We start from the raw sequence: 14,617 nt of genomic DNA, 5'->3' as shown, positions 1-14,617 counted from the left end.
TTATCTCATCCACCTATAATTTTCATCTAACATAGAATATGCAAGTTCTCTCAGTTCCTTCGATACAATGATCTTTTTCAGTCCGTTGACGGCACAGATATCCGGATCCAGCGCCGTGCGGGTCTTGATCCCTACCATCTCTTCTATATAGGTCTCAAACCCCTGCACATGGGACAGTCCGCCTGTCAGGAAAATACCATTGTCCCTGATGGCCTTTCTTACTTCCGGAGGGGTCCGGTCGATCAAAGAAGTGATCTCTTTGACACACTGGAACAGAGCATCCTTCATGGCTGCACGGACAATCTGGATGGAGATGGATTTCTGCGTGGGAACTCCCGTGATCAGATCTCTTCCGGCTACCGGGATCACTCTGTCCGCCTCATCGGTAAAAATCCCAAAGCTTTTCCGGAGTTTTTCCGCCGTCAGCCGCCCCACCAGAAAGTCATGGCTGTGCCGGATCAGGCTGATGACCGCATGGTCGTAGGTGGCTCCCCCGATCTTCAGGAGGCGGTTCAGAACCATCCCGCCGCCTGCCAGAACGGATATCTCCGTCGTCTCCGCCCCGAAATTTACGATCATAACGCCTTTGGTATTGGCCACATCCAGATTCAGTCCCACTGCATCCGCAATGGCGCGCTCCACGATATTAACTTCCCTTGCCCTTGCCGTTGAATGGATGACCAGATCAAAAAAAGCCTTTTTTTCCACCTCTGTCACGTCAGTGGGAACGGCGATCACATACTGGGATCCTCTTACCAGCTGCCGGTCTTTTTTCAGAAGATGCTTCAGAAGGTTCTGCATATCGTTGAACCGGGAAATCACGCCTCCTTTCATGGGAAAAGTGATCTCGATATCTCCGGGAACCTTTCCCTGCATATGATAGGCTTCTTCTCCCACCGCAAAGATCTCCTGCCCGTTTCTTCTTGCAAGAACATTTTTTTCTTTCCAGATGGTATCTTTCTGTTTGTCATATACTTTTATTTCATAGGATCCTAAATCCAGTCCATAGGTGTTTCTGGCCATTACGTTCTATCCTCATCTTCCTTTTCCAGAAGTTTTCTTTCTCTTTTTCCAACCGTTTTCACCGCCATTTCCCTCTGTTTCAGACAGCCTTTACAGTAGCTTCTGCTCACAAAAGCTGAGGTAGCGGTTATTCCCGATAATGATGTGATCCAGAAGGTCTATTCCGATCAAAGCCCCCGCTTTTTTGATCCGTTCGGTTACCAGAAGGTCCTCTCTGCTTGGAGTCACCTCTCCGCTGGGATGATTATGCAGCAAAATGATGAACACGGCATTCTTTTCCAGTGCCTCGATAAACAGTTCCCGGGGCGTGACCACGGAGGCGTTGACGGTGCCTTTGGAAATGTCCGTTTCTCCCACCAGACGGGACTTTGAATTCAGCATCAGAAGCTTCATAACCTCCTGTCTTTTGTGGCGCATTTCTTCCATGTAATATCCGGCGATGGACGCCGGTTTGTCAAAGCTGACCCCTTCACTGTAGGAAGCCTTGGACAGCCTTTTTGCCAGTTCTGCAATACAGGACAGCTGGATGGACTTGACTCTTCCGATTCCTCTGATCTTTCTCAGCCTGTTCAGCCGGAACTGGTGGAGTCCCAAAATCCCTATTCCTTCACTGCCGCTCAGGATCCTCTGGGACAGAGTCAGCGCATTTTCTCCTTTGGTGCCGCTTCGCAAAAGGACGGCCAGAAGTTCCGTATCGCTTAAGGCTGCCGCTCCTTCTCTCTCACACTTTTCGTAGGGTCTTTCCCTTTCGGGTATCTGTTTCATAGTATGGATCATCTCTTTGTCAGATCCGCACGTTTTATCCTACAGGAAACGGTAGATACCAGCCGCTGCCACAATGCCCAGAAGACCGGCAATGGTGATCTTTATGGAAATCCCGAAAGTAACCGCCACGATCCCAAGATCCAGGGATACAGGCGCTTTCAGCCCAAAGGTCTGACCATATCCCAGCCAGCTAAGAGCCGGGATCCCTTCCGACAGACTCCCTAAAAATCCACCCAGCACGATCCCTGCCAATATCAGCAAAAACAGCGCCCAGACATTCTTTCCGGCTGCTCCTTTCATACCCTCTCCTCCTCACTTCTTCCTGAAAACTTTCTCTATTTTATCACACTTTAAAAAAAGTGTATAGGTGATTGCCGGAAGTATTTCCATAAGCATTTCTTAATTTTTTGTGTCCTTGTTTGGCAGACCGGCATGCTTTTTCAGACCGGTCTTTCCCCCGCCGGGGCTTTGTTTTTTATGATCGCCTCTGCCACCTTCATTCCGTCCATCGCCGCCGACATAATGCCTCCGGCAAATCCCGCTCCCTCTCCGCAGGGATAGATCCCCCTGGTACTGCTTTGAAGATCCACATCCCGCGGGATCCGTACCGGAGAGGAGGTCCTGCTTTCTACGGCTGAAAGCACGGCGTCTTTCTCCGCAAATCCGGGAAGCTTTTTGTCAAACCGGCGGATTCCTTCCTCCAGCGCCTCCGCCAGCTCTTTGGGAAAGATCTCCCTGACATTTCGCCACCGGTACTGTCCCTTTGTCTGCGGCAAAAAATGCCCGCCTTCCTCTGAGGAATGATTGTTGCAGAAATCTTCAAACCGCTGAACGGGAATCTTTCCCTCTGCCAAAGCAAACGCCCTTTCCTCCAGTTTCCGCTGGAATGCCATTCCTGCCAGAGGATTGGATTCCTCTCCAAAATCTTTCGGGGAAACGGTAACGATCACAGCGCTGTTGGCATTTTGTCCGTCTCTTTTGTGGTAACTCATTCCATTGACCGCCAGTCTGTTTTCCTCCGAGGAAGCATTTACCACATAGCCTCCCGGGCACATACAAAAGGTATACACCCCTCTTCCTTTCTCCGTCTGTGCGGTCAGTTTATAATCGGCGGCAGGAAGATAATCTCCTGCCTCTCTTCCGTACTGCGCATGATCGATCAGATTCTGAGGATGTTCCACCCTGACGCCCACTGCAAAGGATTTTGCTTCCATCACGATCCCTTCTTCCTGCAACATTTCAAAGGTGTCCCGGGCGCTGTGTCCCACTGCTAGCACCAGCGTATCCGTTTCCAGCATTTCCTGTTTCCCGGTTTTGGTGTGTTGAATCTCAACCGCTGTCAGCACAGGAGAGGTTCTTCCTTCCTGCCATGTTTTTTCCGTCCGAATCCCCGTCAGCTTGGCAGAAAACCAGACTTCTCCTCCCCAGGACAGAATCTTCTGCCTCATCTGTTTGACCACATGGCTCAGCACGTCCGTTCCGATATGCGGCTTATTGTCATACAGAATCTCCTTTGGTGCGCCGTGTCCGGTAAAAATTTCCAGAACGTTCCGTCCTCTTCCGGATTTGTCCTTCACAGAAGTATTTAGCTTTCCGTCGGAAAAAGTACCTGCACCGCCCTCTCCAAACTGTACATTGGACTCCCTGTCCAGTTTTCCCGTTTCCCAGAACAGGTCCACCGTTTTTATTCTGGCATCCACATCCTCTCCTCTTTCCAAAATAATAGGGCGGTAACCCTGCTGTGCCAGCAGATACCCGCAAAAAAGTCCTGCCGGTCCGCTTCCTGCGATCACCGGCCGAGATTTCATCGGGGCGTCTCCCGATTTTGGAAGCTGGTATCCGGGAGAAGGATCCAAAAAGGAGATCTGTGCCTTTTGCTCCTTCCGGAAAGTGACTTCTTCCTCTCTTCGAACTTCGGCTTCAACAGTGTATACATATCTAAGCTCCGGCTTTTTCCTGGCGTCCAGGGACCTTCTTTTGATGGTAAGAGAAAGAAGGTCTTTTGGCGGGATCCGCAGGATCTTCACCACCTTTTCCTTCAGTTCCTCCTCTGAATGGGGAATTTTCATTTTTAACTGTTGTATCTGGATCATATCTTTTTCCTTTTTCCGCTTTTTTCAAAATGTTCCCTGCTTTCCTTTTTCACCAGCGCTTTTGCCGCTGCATCTCCCGCAAGGAATCCGCTTGTCCATGCCCACTGCAGATTATATCCTCCGCACATTCCGTCGATATCCTGCAGTTCTCCGGTAATATAAAGTCCGGGATATTTCTTGGATTCCATCGTATCCTCCCTGATCTCGGAAGTATCCGCTCCTCCTGCGCACACCTGCGCCCCTTCAAATCCCTTCGTTTTTTCCACCGTCAGTGTCGACGACTTGCAGACCCGGATCAGTGCCTCCGTCTTTTCTCCGCTCCATTTTGCTATCCTTTCGGCCGGCGTAATGCCTGCCAGAAAGCACAGACTGGAAAGAAGCCTCTGATGAAACAATCCCAGAAGCAGATCCTCTGCCGTTGCCGTTTCTTCTTTTTTTCTGTTCCGGATCAGATTTCGGAATTCTTCTTCTGACCATTCCGGAAGTAGGTCCAGTTTTACCGTTACCGGTTTCCTTTCTGCCAGCCCTCTGGCGGCATAACGGCTGATCTGGAATACCGGAATTCCTGAAATACCGGTCTTGGTGATCTGTATCTCTCCTCTGTCCTCTCCTTGAAGGACGTTTGCACAGTACAGGGATACCTTTCCCTCCGTCCGTACTCCCGCCGCCCGAAAAAATGGGAATTTCCTGATTTCCAGCGGTACCAACGCCGGAACGGGGGGAACGATTCTGTGTCCCAGCTTCCTCAAAAGCTGAAATCCGCTTCCGTTACTTCCATGCACCGGAGAAGCACAGCCTCCCGTAGACAGGATCACACAATCTCCCCAAAACTCCTCCCCTGTGGTAAGAATCTGATAGCCTTTCCCTGCCTTTTTTACAGAGACGACAGAAAGCCCGGTATATACCCGAGCGCCCAGTCTTTGCAGTTCTTTTTGCAGCAGTAAAAGCACAGCCAGCGCCTGGTCGTTCCGGGGATATACATACTCTCCCCTGTCTTTCAAAGAAAGTCCCAGCAAGGAAAAAAACCGTTCCGTTTCCCGACAGCCAAACCGCTCCAGTCCCGCCTTTACAAAGGCAGGGTTTTCACCCCGGTAGAACGTCCAGTCCAGCTTCCGGTTGGTCAGGTTACACCTGCCGTTTCCCGTTGCAGGTATCTTTTTCCCAAGGGTTTCTTTTTGTTCCAACACTATCACTTCCATGTGGGGCGCTCTTCGCAGAGCAGAAATGGCAGCCGCCATCCCCGATGCGCCTCCTCCGACGATAATGATCCTCTTCATGTCTGCCTCCTGTCAATCCTGCGCCATCCTCTAGAGATCAACCAGCTGCCTGCGCGCCAGATATTCCAGGGACATCAGGATACCGAATTTGGCATGCTCCCAGGTCAGGCCTCCCTGGAAATACACAGCATAGGGTGGTTTTATAGGTCCATCGGCGCTCAGTTCGATAGAAGAGCCCTGTACAAATGCCCCCGCCGCCATGATCACGTCACTGTCATAGCCCGGCATTGCCCAGGGTTCCGGGGTCACATAGGAATCTACCGGCGCCGCTGCCTGGATTCCCTGACAAAAAGCCACTACACCCTCCGGACTTCCCAGCGTTACTGCCTGAATGATGTCGTGCCGTTCTTCTTTTCCGTCCGGAAGAACAAAAAAGCCCTGTTCCTCATAGATCCTTGCCGCAAATATAGCGCCCTTTAAAGCTCCGGCAGCCACAGTAGGGGCAAGAAACAGCCCCTGATAAAATGCCTGCATAACGCCAAGAGAAGGCCCTACCTCTTTTCCCAGTCCGGGAGCGGAAAGACGATAGGCACAGGCATCTACCAGGTCTTCTCTTCCTGCGATGTACCCCCCTACCGGAGCCAGACCGCCTCCCGGATTCTTGATCAGAGAGCCTACCACCAGATCAGCGCCCACTTCTCCCGGCTCTTTCACATCTACAAATTCGCCATAGCAGTTATCCACCATACAGATGATATCCGGCTTCAGTTCTTTTAAAAACCGGATCAGCTCTCCGATCTGCTCCACCGAAAAAGTAGGGCGCGTCTGGTATCCCTTGGAACGCTGGATGGCAGCCATCCGGGTCTTTGGCGTGATCGCCCGTCTGATGGCCTCGTAGTCAAACCCTCCCGCAGGAAGCAGATCCACCTGGCGATACCCGATCCCGTATTCTGCCAGAGATCCCGGAGACGGACGGATCCCGATCACTTCCTCCAGGGTATCATAGGGTTTGCCTGCCGGCGCCAGAAGGATATCCTGCGGTCTTAAAACAGCTCCCAGGGCGATTGCCAGCGCGTGTGTCCCGCAGGAAAGCTGCGGCCTTACCAGTGCGCTTTCTGTACGGAAAACAGAAGCATAAACCTTTTCCAGCACGTCCCTTCCGTGGTCGTTGTACCCATAGCCGCTGGTATATTGAAAGCAGGAGGCATCTACCCTGTGTTCCTGCATGGCCTTCAGGACTTTTAGCTGGTTATATTCCGCCCTTTCATCAATTTCCTGAAACCGCTCCTGAAGCTCTCCCTGGATCCTTTGTCCCAGCTGCCAGATCTCCCTGCGGATTCCCATCTCTTCATAAAGTTGCTTTGTTGTCTGCATCTTTTCGTTCTCACTTTCTATCCCAGTTCATGTATTGCAGTACTTGTTCCAATACCGCATCTTCCCTGTATCCCAACTCCGTCTTGTCCACCCAGATGACATCCGGTTCTCGCCGAAACCAGGTTAACTGTCTTTTGGCAAAATGTCTGGTATCCCTCTTGATTCGGTAAACAGCCTCCGAAAGGCTGCTGTTTCCTTCCAGGTAATCCAGGATCTCCTTGTATCCCAGGCCCTGCATCGACACCATTTCTTTGGTATAGCCCTGATCTCTCAGCGCCCTGACTTCCTCCACCAGGCCTGCTTCCAGCATCCGGTCCACCCGCAGATCGATCCTTCGGTAAAGCTCTTCCCGCCTGGCATGCAGCACAATATACCGGAAATCATAAGGCGACTGCCGCTTCTTTTGCTCTGCATTGTGCCGGGAGATCTGTCTGCCTGTGGTAAGATAAAACTCCAGCGCCCGGATCACCCGTTTCACATTGTTGGGATGGATCGCCAGAGCCGCTGCTTCATCCACCTGCCTCAGTCTGTCGTGCAGAACCTGATTTCCCTTCTCCCTCGCCTCTTTAAGAAGACTGCTTCGAATCTCTTCACTCTCTCCCGCCGCTTGGAAATCAATGTCATATAAAAGCGCCTGGATATAAAATCCGGTCCCCCCCACCAGAAGAGGGAGCCTGCCTCTGGCATAGATCTCTTCCATGGCCTTTTTCGCCATTTCCTGAAAACGTACCACATGGAATTCCTCATCCGGATTCAGCACGTCAATAAGATGGTGGGGAATTCCCTGCATCTCCTCCTGCGTGATCTTGGCCGATCCGATATTCATCTGTCTGTACACCTGCATGGAATCGGCGGAAATGATCTCCGCATCCAGCTTTTTTGCCAGGGAAATGGAAAGCTCCGTCTTTCCTACCGCCGTAGGCCCTGCAAGTACTACGAAAGGTTTTTTCATACGCTATACGATCCTTTTAAATTTCTTTTCCAGTTCCCGCTTGGACATTGCGATCAAAGTCGGCCGTCCGTGCGGACAATGATAGGGGTTTTCCAGAGTCAGAAGCTGGTCCATCAGGGCGTCTGCCTCCTGGAAGGATAAGCGGTCGTGTCCCTTTACAGCCGCCTTGCAGGACATGGATGCGATCTTTTCCTCCAAAAGCTCCGGTGAGATCTTCCGCTCCATTTCATCTGCCAGACCATCCAGCATCTGAAGAAGGAGCTCTTTTTTTGCGATTCCGGAAAGATTTGCCGGAACTCCCCGTACTGCAAAGGAATTCTGTCCAAAGGATTCGATCTCAAATCCCACTTTTTCAAACTGCCCCAGATGAGACTCCAAAACCAGCGCCTCCTGCATGTCCAGGGTAAGGATAATGGGCGGCGCGATCATCTGGGAACAGGTCTCGTGGGTTTTTAACTGCTTCATCGTCTGTTCATACAGCACTCTCTCGTGGGCTGCATGCTGGTCAATGATATATAGCTGCTCCTGAAATTCTACCATCCAGTAGGTATCGAAGGCCTGCCCGATCAGCCGGTACCCCGCTTTGGTTTCCCGCTTCAGAAGGTTTTCTCCGAAGAAGTCCAGCTGTTCCTCCGTTCCCTTTCCCGGACTTTCCCCGGCAGTCTCCCTCTTTTCTGCTATTTCTGCTGTTTCTGCTTCTTCCGACTTCGATGGTTCTCTTCCGTAGCGCACCTGCTCCCGGATCCTGTCCACCTGGGCGTCCGGGCGAAAAATCTGATCCAGCATCCCCACCTCAGCGGCGGAATTTTGCCTGTGGTAGGATTCTACCCTCTCTCTCATTTTTCCCAGAAAATACTCCAGGTCTTTCTGTCCGCTCTTTTCAGGCAGGGAAGCATTTGGCATCCCTCCTGTCAAAGCAGACGGTTTTGGATCATTTTTTTCAGTACCTCCGTTTGCCTCTGCCTCCGAAGGAAAGCTGGCAAATGCAACAGACCCGGTATTTCTTTCTTCCTGTCTGTCTGGCTGTTGTTTCCGGGAAGGGTATCCGACGGGCGGCGTCTCCAACTCCACCTGTGGGATCAGCTCTTTTTCGTGCAGTGTCTTTGAAAGCGCCTCAAACACAGTTCCATAGACCTCCTGATGGCTGCTGAACCGTACTTCCATCTTGGAGGGATGAACGTTGACATCTACCTTTTGGGTATCTACCGCAAGATGCAATACTACAAAGGGGTATTTGTGCTGCATGGTGAAATCCTTGTAGGCATCTTCAATGGCCTTTGACAAAATCCCGTTTTTAATATACCTGTGATTGATAAAATAGGTTTCGTAATTCCTGTTTCCCCTGGAAATCAGCGGTTTCCCAATATATCCTTCTATCCGCATCCCTCCCGCTTCCTGACACACCTCCATGAGATTGGATGCGATCTCTCTGCCATATATGTGATAAATGATATCCTTTATACTTCCGTTGCCCGACGTCTGAAGTCTGGTCTGCCCGCCGTTGATAAAACGAAAGGCGATCTTTGGGTGGGAAAGCGCCATCCGGGTCATCAGATCCCCGATATGCCCTGCTTCCGTCATGGCTGTCTTCAGAAATTTGCGCCTTGCCGGCGTATTGTAAAACAGATGCCGGATAAAAAAGGTGGTACCGTCTTTTGCTCCGATCTCTTCTGTTTCTCCCGGCACGCCTCCTGCGATCTCATATCGGATCCCCACCGGCGCTTCCGGCGTCTTCGTCCTTACCTCCACCTTTGCAACGGCGGCGATACTGGACAGGGCTTCCCCCCGAAATCCCAGGGAGGTCAGATGAGACAGGTCCTCTGCACTGTCGATCTTACTGGTGGCGTGGCGCAGAAACGCCCGGGGGATCTGATCCTTCTCCATTCCGCATCCGTTGTCCGTGACGCGGATCAGAGCAATCCCTCCCTCCTCGATTTCTACCGTAATCTCATCGGCCCCGGCATCAATGGCATTTTCCACCAGTTCCTTCACGATGGAGGCCGGTCTTTCTACCACCTCCCCGGCTGCGATCTTATCTATGGTTGCCGGATCCAGTACTCTAATTTCATTCATATCTACCACCTGTTCTTTAATTTGTTTTGCAGTTGATATAAGGTATTCAGCGCTTCAATCGGCGTCAGGTTGCTGACGTCCAGCGTCTTTAATTCTTCCAGTACATCGTCATCCTTTACCGTGTCAAACAGCGACATCTGCGCCAGATCCACTTCATCATAATGCACGCCTTTGGATCTGCCTGTCTCTGCAGAAGGAAGCGCAATATTTTTGATCCTGACGGTGATATCCGCCTGCACCAGCTCCTCCACGATCTCCTTCGCCCGCCGGATCACACTGTCGGGAACTCCCGCCAGCCTGGCCACCTGGATCCCGTAGCTTTTATCGGCTCCGCCTCTTACGATCTTTCTCAGGAAAATAATGTCTTCTCCTTTTTCCCGAACGGCAATGCAATAGTTTTTTACATGATCGATCTTTCCTTCCAGTTCTGTCAGCTCGTGATAGTGGGTGGCAAACAGGGTCTTGGCTCCCAGTAGCTTTGGATTGCTGATATGTTCGATCACTGCCCAGGCAATGCTAAGTCCGTCAAAGGTACTGGTTCCTCTTCCGATCTCATCCAGGATCAGAAGGCTTTTGCTGGTGGCATTCCGCAGGATGTTGGCCACTTCCGTCATTTCCACCATAAACGTACTCTGTCCGCTGGCCAGATCATCCGAGGCTCCCACTCTGGTGAAGATCCGATCCACCAACCCTATATTTGCGGCGGAAGCCGGCACAAAAGAACCGATCTGTGCCATCAGCACGATCAGAGCCGTCTGTCTCATATAAGTGGATTTTCCTGCCATATTGGGGCCTGTGATAATGGAGATCCTGTCTTTTTTGTCTGCCAGATAGGTATCATTGGAAATAAACATATCGTGGGGGATCATCTTCTCCACTACCGGATGGCGTCCGTCTTTGATATGGATCACGCCCTTTTCATTGATCTTGGGGCGGACATAACGGTTTTTCTGCGCCACATGGGCAAGAGAAGCCAGCGCGTCCACACACGCTACCGCCCGGGCAGTCCTTTGGATCCTCTCCACCTCTCTTGCGATCCGTTCCCGTATTCCGGAATAAATCTCATATTCCAGAGCGTACAGCCGGTCCTCTGCTCCCAGGATCGTGTCCTCCATCTCTTTCAACTGTGGGATACTGTAGCGTTCCGCATTTACCAGCGTCTGTTTTCTCGTATAATAGTCCGGCACCAGATGCCGGAAAGAATTGGTCACCTCAATGTAATAGCCAAATACCTTGTTGTAACGGATCTTGAGATTCTTGATCCCTGTCTTTTCCCGTTCCTCTTCCTCCAGCTTTGCCAGCCAGTCCTTTCCGTCCGATTTGGCGCTTCGCAGCCGGTCTACCTCCGCATGATAGCCGTCCCGGATAATGCCGCCCTCTTTCATGGCGATAGGCGGATCCTCCCGGATGGCGTCGGTAACCAGGGCACACAGATCTTCCATGGGATCTATCTCCTCAAACATTTCCTGCAGCAGATCGCTCCTCATGTCCTGCAGAAGGCACCGGATGGCAGGAAGCATGGAAAGGGATCCGGAAAAGGCAAGCAGGTCCCTGGGATTTGCCGACTGATAGGTAACCTTTGCCAGAAGTCGTTCCAGATCGTAGACCGGTGAAAGATACTCCCGTATCTCTTCTCTGGTAATCTCTCCTTTTGTCAGTTCTTCAATGGCGTCCAGTCTCTTTTCGATCATATCCTTGCGGATGAGAGGCTGTTCTATGTATTTTCTGAGGGTTCTGGCTCCCATAGCCGTTTTTGTCTTGTCCAGCACCCAAAGCAGGGAGCCTCTTTTTTGCTTCTCCCGGAGTGTTTCACAAAGCTCCAGATTTCGCCTGGTGGAGCTGTCCAGCACCATGTAAGCGCCTGTGGAGTATACCGTCAGATGGGAGATGTGGGAAAGATCCCGTTTCTGGGTTTCCTTCAGATAAGTCAGCAGGGAGCCTGCCGCAATGCTTCCGCAGTCATAGTCTTCCAGTCCCAGTCCCTTCAGACTGTCTGTTCCAAACTGCCGCTTCAGTGCACTTTTGCAGGACGCTTCCTCACAGTACCACGCCTCCAGAGAATAAATGGTGATCCCCAGCTTCTCCTTCAGCATTTCCATGTCCATACCGCTGATATAAAAGGATTCATTGCAGATCAGTTCGGAGGGCATAAACCGGTAGATCTCATCGTACAGCTTTTCCCCCTCTTCCATCTCCGTCACAAAAAAGTCCCCGGTGGTTACGTCTGTGATGGCCACCCCGTATTTCTGCGCCACATAGACCACGCACATCAGGTACTGATTTTTCGTCTCGTCCAAAGCTCCCGTATCCAGGTTGGTTCCCGGCGTCACGATCCGGACGACTTCCCGCCGTACCAGTCCTTTTGTCTCCGCAGGGTCTTCCATCTGTTCACAGATCGCCACCTTGTATCCCTTGGACACCAGACGGTTCAGGTATACATCCACCGCATGGTAAGGTACCCCGCACATGGGAGCTCTTTCCTTTCTTCCACAGTTTTTTCCGGTCAGGGTGATCTCCAGTTCTTTGGAAGCTGTCAGGGCATCCTCAAAAAACATTTCATAGAAATCTCCCAGTCGGTAAAATAAAATGCAGTCCGGATATTCTTTTTTTGTCTCGATGTACTGCTGCATCATAGGTGTCAGTGCTTCCACCTTAATTCTCCTCTCCCAAATAATAAAATCCCATGCATTTTGTCAATTTTACAGGGATCAGGCTCCCTATTTTTTCCCGGTTCCCTGGGAAATGTACCAGCAGGTTGTTGCCCAGCCTCCCTGTGATCATGGAGGCGTCCTGCTCACTGACAGATTCTACCAGAACTTCCTGAACACTTCCCTCATGGACGGCACACACCTCCCTGGAAATGGTCTGTACTTCCTGTAGCAGACGATTGAACCGCTCTTTCATCACCGTTTCTTCCACCTGTTCTTCCAAAACTGCCGCCGGCGTTCCGGTGCGCTTGGAATATAAGAAGGTAAAGGCGCTGTCATACCTTGCCTTTCTTACCACATCCAGCGTTTCCTGGAAATCTTCTTCTGTCTCTCCCGGAAAACCTACGATGATATCCGTCGTCAGAGAAATGTCCGGAATTGCCTTTCTGATCTTTTCCACCAGCTCCAGATAGGATTCTTTTGTGTATCTGCGGTTCATTTTCTGCAGGATCCGGGTACTTCCCGACTGGACCGGAAGATGCAGATGCCGGCAGATCTTCGGGGATTCCTGCATCACCTGGATCAGCTCATCCGACAGATCCTTCGGGTGCGAGGTCATAAACCGGATCCTCTTCAATCCTTCGATTTCATGGATCCTGCGCAGAAGCTGTGCAAAGGAAATGGGATGCTCCAAAGTTTTCCCATAAGAATTTACATTCTGCCCTAAAAGCATCACCTCTGCCACCCCGTCTTTTACCAGTTCCTCAATTTCTTTTTGGATAGCCTCCGGTTCCCGGCTTCTTTCCCGCCCTCTTACATAGGGTACGATACAATAACTGCAGAAATTGTTACAACCAAACATGATATTGACGCCCGATTTGAAGGAATATTTCCTTTCAGCCGGCAGATCCTCCACGATCTGATCTGCCTTTTCCCAGATATCGATCACCATCTCTCCCGATTCAAACCGCTGCGCCATCAATTCTGCAAATCGGAAGATATTGTGGGTTCCAAAAATCAGATCTACGTATCGATAACTTTTTTTCAGCTTTTCTACTACCGTCTCCTCCTGCATCATGCAGCCACACAGGCCGATCATGCGATGCGGATGGTCTTTCTTCCAGGATTTTAAAGAACCCAGTCTTCCATATACCTTTAAATTGGCATTTTCCCGAACGGTACAGGTATTAAAGATCACAAAGTCTGCTTCCTCCTCTGTTTTCCCTGTTATGTATCCCATCTGACCCAGGATTCCTTTCAGCTTCTCAGAATCCTTGGCGTTCATCTGGCATCCAAAGGTGGTTACCGCCGCCGTCAGCGGACGCCCCAGACGTTTCTCCATTTCTTTTACATAACCCCTGGCCTTTGCGATAAAAAACCGTTGTCTTTCCGGCTCTGTTACCGGCGGCTTTGCATTTTGATCCATCTTGTCCCAATCAATGTTTCCCATTTTTCTTTCCTCAATTCTTCTTTTCTTCATCTATTTCAGCTTTACCGATTAATAAAATCGGCCGGTCGATTCGTCATATTCATACTCATAAACTTTCAGATAATCCGACAGTTCTTTTCTTTCCACTCCCATTTCTTCACAAAATGCATCCAGATCATGGTACTGATCCCTGATCTTTGTATTGATCACACTGACCAGCATATGGGGGTCCTTGGGCAGTTCCTTCATGGCAGTCTCCTTTCTATCGGTGAAATCGAAACATCCCCTCTTCCGTTATCACACAGTCTAAGGGGATGTCATATTTGCAGCGGGGAACTTTTTTCAGGAGCTGGCAGGAAAATACGATCCCGGCTTTATACAGCGTCCTATGCTCCTTTAGGTACCGATCATAGTATCCGCCGCCATAGCCGACACGGTATCCCTCTTTGTCCACAGTCAGCGCCGGAACGATGATCATCCCCGTTTTTCCGGTTCCCTTCTCTCCCGTTCCATCCGGCTCCAGCATTCCAAATCTGTTTCTTATCAGACACTCCTTTTTCTCATAGGGGAAAAAGTCCATTTCTTTTCCCGCGATCTTCGGAAGCCAGATCCGCTTCCCCTGTTTCAGGCAGTCCTCCATGATCCTCCAGGTATCCGGCTCCCTGCCAAAGGAAGCAAACAGGTAGACTTCCGTTGCCTGACAAAACTGATCCAGCCTCGTCAGATGTTTGGCTATCTGCTCAGACTTTTTCCAAAAGTCTGCCTCTGACATTTCTCTTCTTTTTTGTAGCTGCACCTGCCTAATGGCCTGCTTTGTTTCCATACTTTTCTCCCAGATTTGTAATGCTCCCGTCTTTTTCCTGGATGGAGATCTGGTTTAGCTGTCCCCGCAGATTCTGCTTAAACGCCTCTATGTATTCCTTCCGAAGAATCTGCTGTTCCTTTTGTTCTTCTTTGGTTAGTCCCTCTTTTTTTGACTTATGGTACAATTCGTTGATTCTTTTGATCTTTTCTTCCTTCATATCCTGTCCTCTTTTCTTTTC

General features: G+C 50.6%; 13 protein-coding genes. All 13 read right to left on the bottom strand.

All coding sequences use genetic code 11. The features are described from left to right. The 13 genes from FYJ34_RS00925 to FYJ34_RS00865 all read right to left on the bottom strand — a co-directional run bounded on the left by FYJ34_RS00925 (nt 1) and on the right by FYJ34_RS00865 (nt 14,596). Nucleotides 1-1,023: a rod shape-determining protein gene (locus FYJ34_RS00925; protein ID WP_154475417.1), complete on the bottom strand. Its 1,023-nt coding sequence runs from the start codon at nt 1,021-1,023 to the stop codon at nt 1-3. A gap of 90 nt (nt 1,024-1,113) precedes the next feature. Beyond that, nucleotides 1,114-1,788: a RadC family protein gene (gene radC / locus FYJ34_RS00920; protein WP_235899163.1), complete on the bottom strand. Its 675-nt coding sequence runs from the start codon at nt 1,786-1,788 to the stop codon at nt 1,114-1,116. 39 nt (nt 1,789-1,827) lie between these two features. Further along, complete coding sequence (locus FYJ34_RS00915; RefSeq protein ID WP_154475413.1) at nt 1,828-2,088, bottom strand: DUF4321 domain-containing protein; 261 nt, start codon at nt 2,086-2,088, stop codon at nt 1,828-1,830. Nucleotides 2,089-2,228: 140 nt separating this feature from the next. Next, a complete protein-coding gene (locus FYJ34_RS00910) occupies nt 2,229-3,881 on the bottom strand; it encodes an NAD(P)/FAD-dependent oxidoreductase (protein ID WP_154475411.1) in 1,653 nt (550 codons plus the stop codon). Continuing rightward, nucleotides 3,878-5,158, bottom strand: coding sequence for an aminoacetone oxidase family FAD-binding enzyme (locus FYJ34_RS00905; RefSeq protein WP_154475409.1), 1,281 nt, complete (start codon nt 5,156-5,158; stop codon nt 3,878-3,880). The genes FYJ34_RS00910 and FYJ34_RS00905 overlap by 4 nt, the downstream gene beginning before the upstream one ends. Before the next feature lie 30 nt (nt 5,159-5,188). Beyond that, nucleotides 5,189-6,472 carry a methionine gamma-lyase family protein gene (locus FYJ34_RS00900; protein WP_154475407.1) on the bottom strand — a complete coding sequence of 428 codons (1,284 nt, stop codon included), beginning with the start codon at nt 6,470-6,472 and terminating at the stop codon, nt 5,189-5,191. Between the two features lie 10 nt (nt 6,473-6,482). Beyond that, a complete protein-coding gene (gene miaA, locus FYJ34_RS00895; protein ID WP_154475405.1) occupies nt 6,483-7,424 on the bottom strand; it encodes a tRNA (adenosine(37)-N6)-dimethylallyltransferase MiaA in 942 nt (313 codons plus the stop codon). 3 nt (nt 7,425-7,427) lie between these two features. After that, on the bottom strand, nt 7,428-9,497 hold the full coding sequence (mutL, locus tag FYJ34_RS00890) for a DNA mismatch repair endonuclease MutL (protein ID WP_154475403.1): 2,070 nt from the start codon (nt 9,495-9,497) through the stop codon (nt 7,428-7,430). A 2-nt stretch (nt 9,498-9,499) separates the two neighbouring features. Next, nucleotides 9,500-12,148: a DNA mismatch repair protein MutS gene (gene mutS, locus FYJ34_RS00885; protein ID WP_330582484.1), complete on the bottom strand. Its 2,649-nt coding sequence runs from the start codon at nt 12,146-12,148 to the stop codon at nt 9,500-9,502. Nucleotide 12,149: 1 nt separating this feature from the next. Continuing rightward, nucleotides 12,150-13,595: a tRNA (N6-isopentenyl adenosine(37)-C2)-methylthiotransferase MiaB gene (miaB, locus tag FYJ34_RS00880; RefSeq protein WP_154475401.1), complete on the bottom strand. Its 1,446-nt coding sequence runs from the start codon at nt 13,593-13,595 to the stop codon at nt 12,150-12,152. Nucleotides 13,596-13,643: 48 nt separating this feature from the next. Next, the gene (locus FYJ34_RS00875; protein ID WP_154475399.1) at nt 13,644-13,823 is read right to left on the bottom strand and encodes a DUF4250 domain-containing protein; all 180 of its coding nucleotides are present in this window, start codon (nt 13,821-13,823) and stop codon (nt 13,644-13,646) included. A gap of 13 nt (nt 13,824-13,836) precedes the next feature. Further along, nucleotides 13,837-14,397, bottom strand: coding sequence for a 5-formyltetrahydrofolate cyclo-ligase (locus FYJ34_RS00870; protein ID WP_154475397.1), 561 nt, complete (start codon nt 14,395-14,397; stop codon nt 13,837-13,839). Further along, nucleotides 14,375-14,596, bottom strand: coding sequence for a DUF896 domain-containing protein (locus tag FYJ34_RS00865; protein ID WP_154475395.1), 222 nt, complete (start codon nt 14,594-14,596; stop codon nt 14,375-14,377). Before FYJ34_RS00865 ends, FYJ34_RS00870 begins: the two co-directional genes overlap by 23 nt. Between the last annotated feature and the right edge of the window lie 21 nt (nt 14,597-14,617).

It is taken from the genome of Suipraeoptans intestinalis (assembly GCF_009696485.1).
Classification (GTDB): Bacteria; Bacillota; Clostridia; order Lachnospirales; family Lachnospiraceae; genus Suipraeoptans; species Suipraeoptans intestinalis.
This window is presented reverse-complemented; position numbering and strand designations above follow the sequence as displayed.